Origin of the sequence: Microcystis wesenbergii FACHB-1317, assembly GCF_014696875.1 — a bacterium.
Classification (GTDB): Bacteria; Cyanobacteriota; Cyanobacteriia; order Cyanobacteriales; family Microcystaceae; genus Microcystis; species Microcystis wesenbergii_A.
In genome coordinates this window covers 87,243-97,679 of sequence record NZ_JACJQV010000211.1, presented here as the reverse complement: position 1 = coordinate 97,679, position 10,437 = coordinate 87,243, and the positions used below count along the sequence as shown (strand labels likewise).

The 10,437-nt window shown below is 44.0% G+C and carries 11 protein-coding genes and 1 pseudogene; 8 read left to right on the top strand and 4 right to left on the bottom strand.

All coding sequences use genetic code 11. The annotated features are described in order from the left end of the window. Both H6F92_RS22760 and H6F92_RS22755 read left to right on the top strand, forming a co-directional pair. A pseudogene (locus H6F92_RS22760) lies at positions 1-798 on the top strand (HNH endonuclease); the annotation flags it as partial. Positions 799-895: 97 nt separating this feature from the next. Further along, positions 896-1,114 carry a hypothetical protein gene (locus H6F92_RS22755; RefSeq protein ID WP_190359595.1) on the top strand — a complete coding sequence of 73 codons (219 nt, stop codon included), beginning with the start codon at positions 896-898 and terminating at the stop codon, positions 1,112-1,114. Positions 1,115-1,234: 120 nt separating this feature from the next. Here the strand turns inward: H6F92_RS22755 and H6F92_RS22750 are convergent, their stop codons facing one another. Then, positions 1,235-1,438 (bottom strand): hypothetical protein, encoded by a 204-nt coding sequence (locus H6F92_RS22750; protein WP_199308298.1) that lies wholly within the window; start codon positions 1,436-1,438, stop codon positions 1,235-1,237. 392 nt (positions 1,439-1,830) lie between these two features. Between H6F92_RS22750 and H6F92_RS22745 the strand changes: the two genes are divergently transcribed. The 3 genes from H6F92_RS22745 to H6F92_RS22735 all read left to right on the top strand — a co-directional run bounded on the left by H6F92_RS22745 (position 1,831) and on the right by H6F92_RS22735 (position 4,130). After that, positions 1,831-2,634, top strand: coding sequence for a creatininase family protein (locus tag H6F92_RS22745; RefSeq protein ID WP_190359594.1), 804 nt, complete (start codon positions 1,831-1,833; stop codon positions 2,632-2,634). Between the two features lie 253 nt (positions 2,635-2,887). Continuing rightward, positions 2,888-3,556, top strand: coding sequence for a HEAT repeat domain-containing protein (locus H6F92_RS22740; protein ID WP_002746802.1), 669 nt, complete (start codon positions 2,888-2,890; stop codon positions 3,554-3,556). Positions 3,557-3,617: 61 nt separating this feature from the next. Next, entirely contained in the window at positions 3,618-4,130 is a 513-nt protein-coding gene (locus H6F92_RS22735) for a phycobiliprotein lyase (RefSeq protein WP_190359593.1), read from the top strand. Positions 4,131-4,419: 289 nt separating this feature from the next. Here the strand turns inward: H6F92_RS22735 and H6F92_RS22730 are convergent, their stop codons facing one another. Next, on the bottom strand, positions 4,420-5,352 hold the full coding sequence (locus H6F92_RS22730; RefSeq protein ID WP_190359592.1) for a hypothetical protein: 933 nt from the start codon (positions 5,350-5,352) through the stop codon (positions 4,420-4,422). Next, the gene (locus tag H6F92_RS22725; RefSeq protein WP_190359591.1) at positions 5,309-5,908 is read right to left on the bottom strand and encodes a DUF1517 domain-containing protein; all 600 of its coding nucleotides are present in this window, start codon (positions 5,906-5,908) and stop codon (positions 5,309-5,311) included. Before H6F92_RS22725 ends, H6F92_RS22730 begins: the two co-directional genes overlap by 44 nt. Positions 5,909-6,188: 280 nt before the next feature. Here H6F92_RS22725 and hpnH point away from each other — a divergent pair, with 280 nt between their 5' ends. Beyond that, positions 6,189-7,205, top strand: a complete 1,017-nt coding sequence (gene hpnH, locus H6F92_RS22720; RefSeq protein WP_190359590.1) for an adenosyl-hopene transferase HpnH — start codon at positions 6,189-6,191, stop codon at positions 7,203-7,205. Positions 7,206-7,412: 207 nt separating this feature from the next. On the opposite strand, the gene H6F92_RS22715 is transcribed toward hpnH, so the two are convergent. Then, positions 7,413-8,786: an HD domain-containing phosphohydrolase gene (locus H6F92_RS22715; protein WP_190359589.1), complete on the bottom strand. Its 1,374-nt coding sequence runs from the start codon at positions 8,784-8,786 to the stop codon at positions 7,413-7,415. Positions 8,787-9,033: 247 nt separating this feature from the next. On the opposite strand from H6F92_RS22715, the gene H6F92_RS22710 reads away from it, so the two are divergent. Both H6F92_RS22710 and nblR read left to right on the top strand, forming a co-directional pair. Then, positions 9,034-9,516: a hypothetical protein gene (locus H6F92_RS22710; RefSeq protein WP_190359588.1), complete on the top strand. Its 483-nt coding sequence runs from the start codon at positions 9,034-9,036 to the stop codon at positions 9,514-9,516. Positions 9,517-9,586: 70 nt separating this feature from the next. Continuing rightward, positions 9,587-10,276, top strand: coding sequence for a response regulator transcription factor NblR (nblR, locus tag H6F92_RS22705; RefSeq protein WP_190359587.1), 690 nt, complete (start codon positions 9,587-9,589; stop codon positions 10,274-10,276). Positions 10,277-10,437: the final 161 nt, after the last annotated feature.

Below are 10,437 nucleotides of genomic sequence, written 5' to 3'. Positions count from 1 at the left end.
CCAGCAGGAAAATACAAAGCAGGGAAAATATGTAAAGGAATATCCAAAACATTTCTAACACATATTAAACCTAGCCAAAAAGCAGTTAAAGCCCACACAGAAGCGATTAAAGGTGTAATCAAAAAACACAAAACAGCACCTCAATCAGCCCTGATTAGTCAACTAAACCCAATCATTAGAGGATGGGCTAACTACTACTCAGGAGTAGTATCTAGTGATACCTTCAATAAACTAGATTACACAATCTGGTTAATGCTAAGGGCATGGACAGTATCAAGATGCGGCAAAGCGAATTACGAAAAGCTGAAAAACTACTTTAGACCGGGTACAGTTAAACTCAGCAATGGGAAAGAAAGACAAGAATCTTGGTTATTTCAAACTAAAGACGGTCTCTATCTATGGAAACATAACTGGACACCAATTGTCAGACATACCCTAGTACGCCCCGACGCTTCACCCTACGACGGAAATTGGACTTACTGGGCGACCAGAAGAGGACAAGCAATTGACACACCTACAAGAGTAGCTAAACTACTCAAAAAGCAACAAGGCAAGTGTAGCCGATGCGGGCAATATTTCACCTCATCGGATTTAATTGAAGTTGACCACATTCGCCCTCTAAGCTTAGGTGGAAAGGATGAATATAAAAACCTTCAATTACTACACCGCCACTGTCACGATGATAAATCGGCATCTGATGGAAGCCTAGAATCATCTACATTTTAGTTAATATAGATAATACTAGACCAAACCAAAAGAAGTCAAGCTGTATCCTTAACAAGGGAACAATCAAACTAGGAGCCGTGTGAGGTGAAAGTCTCATGCACGGTTCTGAATGGGAGGGGAGGTCGGTGACGACCTTCTCGACCCCTAATCGATACGTTAGATGTTGTCTATGACTGAACGACTTGAGCAGGCGATCGCCCAATTAAAAACCTTGTCAACCGCTCAACAGGACGCGATCGCATCCCTAATTTTGGCAGAACTCGAAGAAGAGCAGCGATGGGATGACTCCTTTACCCGCTCACCAAACTTGCTGGCTAAACTAGCAGCCGAAGCAATGGCAGAACATCGATCAGGCAAGACTCAAGAATTAGACCCAGAAACGTTGTGAAGTCTTTTACCACTGCTGGTTTTCGGGAGATGTTTGCTGATCTTCCAAAACCGATTCAAGAGCAGACCCGTAAAGCGTATCGGCAATTCAAAGAAGACCCAAGCTATCCCAGCTTGCGATTCAAGAAAGTCCATCCACAGCTGCCCATCTATTCCGGTGATTTGGTTCTGGGTTGGTTCCCATGCAGAGTACGATATGCTGCTGGAGCAATTGTCGTGCGATGCCGAAGGCACTGCGTAGCAGTACGCCATCGCTGTAGGGTGCGTTCCCTAATCTGACTCCTACTGCTCCACCGCTCGATTTTTGGGAACGTACCATGCACATTGATTGAGGCTGTGAGTTTAAGTGCGGTCGCTGATCTTAATAAGCTATAGCAAAGAGCGGGGTGGTTAGGACAATCAATCGCTGAAACCCTTGACCGATAAGAGTTTGAAAATTGAAAGCGTCCTAACTAACTCGTTCTATGCCATACATTAACAATAATACTTAAAGAAAAGGCTTAAAGATGCTCAGTAACAAGGGCAAAAAAACAAGTCACCCCTGGTGTTTTTGCCCAACGATATTGCAGATTATGAACGTCTAAAGTATATATGGATTAGTTTTGACAAGCCATTACCTATAAAGACGATTGGCAACCTTGCCAAGAATTAGTGATAAAATTACCAAATAAACAGTAATTTTTCCCATAACTATAATCCCTCACCCCTAGTAAAATTATGATGCACGGTTTTATTCCCCCTCATCGTTATTTTCCCTATCTTACTTGGACCGATATAGATTCAATGCTAGATAAGGAAAATGTGGTAATTATTCAACCGATCGGTGCGATCGAACAACACGGACCCCATCTACCTATTGCCGTCGATGCTGCCATTAGTTTAGGGGTTTTAGGCAAAGCTTTCGAGAAATTAAATACAAATGTTCCCGCCTTTGCTTTACCCTGTCTCTACTACGGAAAATCTAACGAACATTGGTCTTTCCCCGGCACTATTACCCTCTCGGCAGCCACCTTATTAACCCTCATTCAAGAGATAGCTGAAAGTCTCTATCGTTCGGGTTTTCGCAAGTTAGTATTAATGAACTCCCACGGCGGACAACCGCAAGTTATGGAAATTGCCGCTAGGGATATTCATCAACAATATCCCGATTTTTTAGTATTTCCTTTTTTCACTTGGCGAGTTCCCCACAATGCGGCTGAATTATTCTCGGAATATGAATTAGAATACGGTATTCATGCAGGAGATGTGGAAACTAGCATTATGTTATCATTACTGCCAGAACAGGTAAAAATTGAGCAGGCCGTCCGAGAATATCCCCAAGGTTTGCCAGAAAATAGTTTGTTAACTATGGAAGGAAAATTACCCTTTGCTTGGTTAACTAAGGAATTAACTAAAAGTGGAGTGATGGGAGATGCTACTAATGCAAGTAAAGAAAAAGGCGATCGATTATTAGAATCCGTTGCTAATGGTTGGGTACAGGCGATCACTGATGTTTATCAATTCCATCAACCGAAGTTATAGCAAATTGAACATTCCGACACCAAAAATTAATTTTTCTCAAGCAATATCCCGAACCTGTTGATAGCAGTTATCTTAATGATCAGGTACGAAGTTTTCGTGTTCGGGAGTCGGTCTTCGATACCAAATTAGGTTACACTTCATCTTTATAAGAAACACTGTAACACACAGAAATTAGCTGTTTCAGTCCACTGGGGCTGCTGACTTAGAAACAATTGCGTTAGAATTAAAGAAATATTACAAGTGATTGACAAAAATGAGTAAGCCTGATATAGAAACCATTGCCCTCCAGTTAGAAAGCAGCAACTCTAAAGATCGTCTGCTGGCCTTGGCATCCCTGCGAGAAGTGGCCCCGGAGGAGGCTGTACCCTTGATCAAAAAAGTCCTTTATGATGAAATGCTGCCGGTGCGATCGATGGCTGTCTTTGCTTTGGGAGTCAAACAAACCGAGGAATGCTTTCCTATTCTGGTGGATTTGTTAGCCAATGATGCCGATTATGGCATTCGCGCCGATGCAGCGGGGGCCTTAGGTTATTTAGAAGATATTCGCGCTTTTGAACCCCTACAACGGGCTTTTTACGAAGACACGCAATGGTTAGTCCGCTTTAGTGCCGCCGTCGCTTTGGGCAATTTGCGCGATATTCGGGCTAAACAGGTGTTATTATCGGCTCTCGATAGTAACGAAGCGGTTATTCAACAGGCCGCTATTGCTGCCCTTGGCGAAATCAAAGCAGTGGAAACCGTCGAGAAGCTTTTAACCTTTGTTAACTCCGATGACTGGTTAATCCGGCAGCGATTAGCGGAAGCTTTGGGCCACCTTCCGGCGGAAAAAACGATCGCAGCCTTAAAATTTTTGGTCAAAGACGAACATCCACAAGTGCGCGAAGCGGCCCGTTTATCCTTGCAAAAATTGGCCAACGTCTAGGGATAGGATAGAATAAATAATCTAGTCTTCCAGAGCGATCGATCTTTGCCTACAGCCATTCATGGACATTCAAGAATTTATTAATCTCTGTGCGGGTAAATGGTTTTCCCAGCGTACCAGTTATCAATTAGCCGCCCAAAAAGTTGCCAATAATAAAGCAGAAATCACCATCGATTTGCTGACTGCCGATGCTGCCGATGTGGTGCAATTATGTTTAGAAAATAACTGTCAGTCCCAGGCCAATCTAGGGGGATGGAAAGCGACTTGGGATAATTCTGTGGACTATGGACAACCGAAAAAAATCGGTTCTAGCTATTTAGTTTGGCTGCCCTCAGAGAATCCTTGGCAAGGAAAATTAATCACAGCGGACGGTAAATCGGCAGCGCTGGGAGAATATCATCTCAGAAGCGATCAAGCTTTAACTTTAACCATCGAGGATAATCACCATCGTATCGAGGAAAGAATCTGGTTTGCTAGTCCTAATCTGAGATTGCGTACCAGTATTATCCAGTCGGACAATGGCGATCGCCAAACGGTTTTCTATTCGGAAATTCGCAAAATGGTTGCTTCTTAAGTAGGGTTTGCGGCAAAAAGTTTTTCGTGGGGGTCGGGTGTGGGGTGTAGGGTGTGGGGTGTGGGGTTTTACCCATTTTCAGGTGGTCAATTACCTAATTTTCAGAGAAAAAGTAACTGAATTTTTCCCCGATCACTCCAATGGTCGGCACTTTTTGGGGGGGAAAAAGTCTAAAATTCCTATCCAACAAGGTTTTTAGATTTATTCAGCAAACCCTAAGTAGCTGCCATCCCCAATCTCTGAGGTGGGGAAGACAGGATTAATCTTCCACCACTCCAGTCAAATCCTCCTAACGTCGGCCGCGTCTGCTGCTGCCGAAACCACTGCGACTAGGGGTACGTCGGGAACCAGAGGAACCGAAACTAGGAGAACGTTTGACAGTATCAGATTTACCCGAATTCTTCAGGGTACTCGAACCATAACCGGAACCACTGGGTTTTGTGGTGGTGGTGGTGCTGCGATTGGGACTAGAGGGAGTATTGCTAGGATAACGACGTAAATTGCCAGTAGAACGGAGAGTTTGCCGGTTTTTGACCGCTGGAGGTGGACTATTATGTTTAGTCCGGTATTGATCCACTGCCTGATTATAGGTGGAACCGTAACCACCAAAACCGGTCATCACACCCCCCGGAGTATAAAGGGGAGGAACGTAGTATTGAGGACGAAAGAGCAAACTACCCAAAGCTTGACCAGCAACAGCACCGAAAAAAGGACTCCAAAAACTCGATTCTTGTCGAATCACCACAGTTTCCTGTTGTCCGGTTTGGGGATTGTTCCGCACTTCCGTGACATTATGGACATACTCAATTTTAAAATCTTCGGTCATGTACAGGGTAGCCTGATCACCGTTGATTTCTACTGCGGTTTTTTCCCCTTTAGCAATGTCCTCCTCGGTTAATCTAGCCATTTGCAGGTTAGTGGTGCGAAAGAGGGGAGAAGTCCCCCCAGGGGTGTTTAACAGCATTAGGGTATAAGTGCCATCTCCGTCATCGTAGGTAGCTTGTTGCACCTCGTAGCGACCGCTACTAACCTGATTGGATTCTCGTCTTACACTACTGTTACTAGCTGACGGTGACTGAGTTTGATTTGACGACGAACCACAGGCCACCGTTGTGCAACAAAGGGTAAGAATTAAAAGGATTGTCGTTACTTGGCGCAGCATAAGGGCAAAATTAAGACTATAAAGGCAGTAATTCGGGGAAATTGAGTAATAGTTGCTCATTGGTCAATTCATCTCCCAATTGAGCAGGAGAAAAATGTACCTGAATGGCACGCAGCCGACCTTGGTAGTGAAGGTTAATTATTGATTTTAAACCATCTTCCAGGGCCTCTCGATCGGCTAGGCTAGTTTCTAAAGCAGCACTCTCACCCTCGAAGGCTATTGTGATCATAACAACTAAGTTATCGGTGACGGGTAAAGTTAAGGGTTCGTTTTCCCCCACTTCCCCAGACACCGATTCACTTAAGTATCTGGCCGCGGAATCGGTAAACAGTTCGTTAACGTAGTCTCCCGCTTCCCCCTCACTCCAAAAAATATCGCCCTCATTACCTACAGAAAACCAATAGAGGTTCATCTGGAGCAGATTTTGACAAATTTCTACTAAACCCTCTCCCATGACCTCTAAATCGCCTTCGGAATCGATCGCCTCCCGGCCGGTACGATTAAGGATACCGATCAGGGGTGCGACTTCTTGGCCGTAGAGATGCAAAAATAAGCGACAGACCACATAGCGAGTTTTACCCGCAAATTTCTTAAAGCGATCGCCTAAAGAACTCATAATAGACCTCTGGTAAAAATCAAAAATTGTTGTTAGGGTTAGAAGTCAGTAGTCTTGAAGCCATCAGCTGGATCAAGGTGATAATGGCTAATTAATCGGATAAATAAAAAGACTGATCACTGATAGGACTTAATCAGGCAAGAGGTTTAATCTGTCCGATAATCAAGTAAACAGCCAAAAAAGCCCTCAGCTTTTATTTATTTTGCCATTTTCTAGGCTCCTATGCCCTGATGCCCTGGGAACAGTCTATAATGACTTAGAATCCTATTGGTGTGAGCAAATGGCTGTCCAACTACAACAAGCTTTAGTGGTTGCTTCCTATATCTTGAAACAGCGTCTAGCGGGAAAAAAGCGTTTTCCCTTAGTTTTAATGCTAGAACCCCTATTTCGCTGTAATTTAGCCTGTACTGGCTGCGGTAAGATTCAACATCCCCCGGAAATCCTCCGCAATCATCTTACCCCAGCAGAATGTTTCGCAGCGGTGGAAGAATGCGGGGTTCCCGTGGTTTCCATCCCCGGGGGCGAGCCGCTTTTACACCCACAAATCGATGAAATTGTCAAGGGGTTAGTGGACAGAAAAAAATTCGTCTATCTCTGTACCAATGCTCTGTTATTGGAGAAAAGCTTGGATAAATTTACTCCTTCACCCTATCTTACCTTTAGTGTCCATCTGGACGGTTTAAAAGCACATCACGATCGCTGTGTGGATCGAGAGGGAGTATTCGATAAGGCAGTACAAGGGATTAAAGCGGCGAAAGCGAGAGGTTTTCGGGTTACTACTAATACCACGGTTTTTGAAGGCACAGAGCCGCGAGAAATGCAGGAATTTTTCGATTTTCTCGCTACTTTGGGCATCGATGGCATGATGATTTCCCCGGGTTACAGTTATGAGTGGGCCCCAGATCAAGATAGTTTCTTGAAACGGGAGCAAACTAGAGCTTTATTCCGAGAAATTCTCTCACCCTGGAAATCAGGCCAGAAAAAGTGGAATTTTAACCATAATCCTCTCTTTCTCGATTTTCTCATCGGTGAACAAGACTATGAATGCAGCCCTTGGGGTAGTCCTAGTTATAGTCTTTTAGGATGGCAAAAACCCTGTTATCTGCTCAACGAAGGTCATTACAAAAGCTTTCGGGAACTTTTAGAAGAAACCAATTGGGATAACTACGGTCGCTCTAGTGGCAATCCGCAATGTACCGATTGTATGGTACATTGCGGCTATGAACCGACTGCGGCCATGGCAGCTTTTAAACCGGCTAATATGAGACGTGCCATGCAGAGTTTAATCGGAGTCTAATCTAGGGTCTGCTGAATAAATCTAAAAACCTTGTTGGATAAGAATTTTAGACTTTTTTCCCATCAAAAAGTGCCAGACCTTGGGGGGATCGGGGGGGAAATTTAGGCTCTTTTTCCCTGAAAATTAGGTAATTGACCCCCTGAAAATGGGTAAAACCCCACACCCCACACCCCACACCCAGGAAAAACTTTTTCAGCAGACCCTAATCTAAACTGATTCTAACCAGACGGCGGGGACTTGACTAGGGCGATCGGGTAATTGCATCCATCCCATTTCGCACAGACGAATTACCGAAGTTAATTTTTCTACCAAAGCGGGATCGAAACGAATCCCGCTATAATTTTGACAACGTTCTAGGGACTCTCCTAAATCTAGAGCTAGTCGATCGCCTCGCGGTTGAGTTAATTCCTGAAAATAGGCTGATAATCCCAAAATTCGCGACTCTAGGCTGATTTCTTCCCCTTTTAAGCCGTTGGGAACCCCGCTACCATCCCAGTATTCAAACTCATGGTAAATAATCTGTTGAATTGGAGCTAATTCGGGCATAGTGGCGAGTAATTGCGCTCCTAACACCGATCGATCCCGCCAAAATAACGCTTTTGCTCCCTCTAACTGACTGGCACGCTGTCTAAAAACTTCGATCGGAGCCTCCGCTAGACCGATGCGGTATAATAAACCTGCTAATCGTAAGCGTCGCAATCTCAGGGTGGGTAAATCGAGCAATTGTCCCAACATTTCCGCTAAAGCGGCCACCTGTAGGGAAGCAAGGGGATTATCAATATCTCTTTCATCGACTTTTTGAGCCATTCTTAGAAAAGCTTGCAGTTTATTAGCGGCTAAATTTTTATTTAAACGGGATGCTTGTCCTTCTAAGTCGCTTAATTCTCGTGCTTGTCTGCTGACGGTGACTAACTGCTGTTGACTGGTTTGCAGATAGGTGACAATGCGAGAGACTACTCCCGTTAAATCCGTGGGAATGGGATTAATATTTTGACTAATTTCCTGCTGTTGTCTGCTTAAATCGGCCGCTAGACTGGGATTATAAGGATGCAGACGCTCAATTAAGATCCTAGCGGCTTTTTCGACTAAATCGCGATCGAATGTCCATAAACCGTAGAATTTTCGCTCCGTGTCTATTTGGGGTTGACTATCGGACCGGTATTCTTCTGGGGATAACTCATGACAGAGTACCATGGAGGCGTAATCGGGGGAAAGAATGATTAAATTCCACTCATTAACCAAACTATCGCTATTATCTAAGTTTACTAGGGAAACATTCTCTAAACTGCCGGTTTTATGCTCAGAAAAACCACTATCGGCCACGGCAGCGATCGCAATATAACGAGAAGAGCGAGCAATATCTAAATAGCGCTCTGCTTCCTGTAAATACCATTTACCCTGTTGAAAGGTGACTAAAACCAGTGGTTTATTTGTACTGTCAGGGCTGCTAGTTTGCAAGATATGATCTTCAAGAGCATGACATAGGGCCACAAGGGTATTCTTAAAATAGACCCCGTAACTGCTGGGTAATCGTCCCGATGAAGCTCTTTTTAACTGTTGTAAGCTGGATTCTACGGTCATAGGTGGCAAGATTAGGGGAATTATGAATTATGAATTATGAAGTGGGGAGCAGGGGAGCAGGGAGAAAAAACTGATAACTGATGACTGATAACTGATAACTGATAACTGATAACTGATAACTGATTACTGATTACTGATAACTGATAACTGATTACTGATTACTGATTACTGATAACTGATAACTGATTACTGATAACTGATAACTGATTACTGATTACTGACTCCTCATCGCTTTTTAATTAATTTTATGACTTTAGTGATTTGTCCTGGTTTTCATGATTCTAGATTGACCGAGGATTTTTTAGGACATCTGGGGAGCAAATCGGTCAAATTACGTCCCTATATTATTATTTCTCCTTTTTCTTGCTTAAATGAAGCTTTTTTACCCGGAGAAGACCTAACCTTGATTGGGTTTAGTGCGGGGGTGGTAAATGCGATCGCTTTAGCCTATTATTGGCAAGCTCAAGGGGTGAAAATTCGAGCTTTAATCGCTCTGGACGGGTGGGGAGTGCCATTAATCGGTAATTTTCCCATTTATCGCCTTAGTCACGATTATTTTACCCATTGGAGTTCCTGTTTATTGGGTAGCGGTGGAGAAAATTTTTATGCGGATCCCCCTGTAGATCATCTTAGCCTCTGGTCGTCCCCCGATCGAGTAACCGGTTGGTCTGTTAATGGTAATTTTGTCCAACGCACCACAGCGTTAACTTTTTTATCTAAAATCGGTTAGGCAAGAATCAATTAAGTATAATTAGCTAGTCGCCTCCCTATCTTTTCTATTTCTTTACCACTGCCGACTCATGAGTACATCCGTTCTGAGTTCTTCGATTCTCTTGGTGGGAATTGAGGAGAATATCGCTAAACTAGCTAGTGCGGACTTGAAAGAAGCAGGTTATCGTCCCCTGATTGTGCCTAGCATTGATAGCGCTTTCCCAGAAGTGGAAAGTGGGCAGCCAGCGATGATTATACTCGATCGCTGCCGCACAGCGGCAGCGGGTGTGACTTTTTGTCGTCGTTTACGTTCCCAGGGAAGTCGCATTTATATTGTTTTATTAGTATCTCAAGAAACCCTAGAAGAACGTCTCGCCTGTTTGGAAGCGGGAGCCGACGATTATTTTCCCAAACCCTATAATTCGCAATCTTTTCTCAAATTAATCCGTTTTTACCTGCAACCTCTGGAAACTATCCCCGAACAATTGCGCTTCGGTGACTTAGTATTGGATTTAGCCACTCGTCGTCTCTCCTATAACAACAAAAATATTGAGTTGACGATGAAGGAATTTGAACTGCTGCGCTACCTCATGATTCACCCGAAAGAAGTATTATCAAGGGATCAAATTCTCGAAAATGTCTGGGGAGATGAATTTCAAGGAGAATCAAACGTTATTGAGGTATATATTCGCTATTTACGCCTGAAAATGGAAGCTGGTGGTCAAAAACGTCTTATTCATACCGTGCGCGGTGTCGGCTACGTTTTACGCGAATCTTAACAGTGATCAGTAATCAGTGATCAGTAATCAGTGATTAGTAGATTGCTTTTATTTAATCTCCCCACACCCTACACCCCACACCCTACACCCCACACCCCACACCCACCCCCCCGATGTCGGGGGGGTTGGGGGGGGTCACACCCCACACCCTACACCCCACC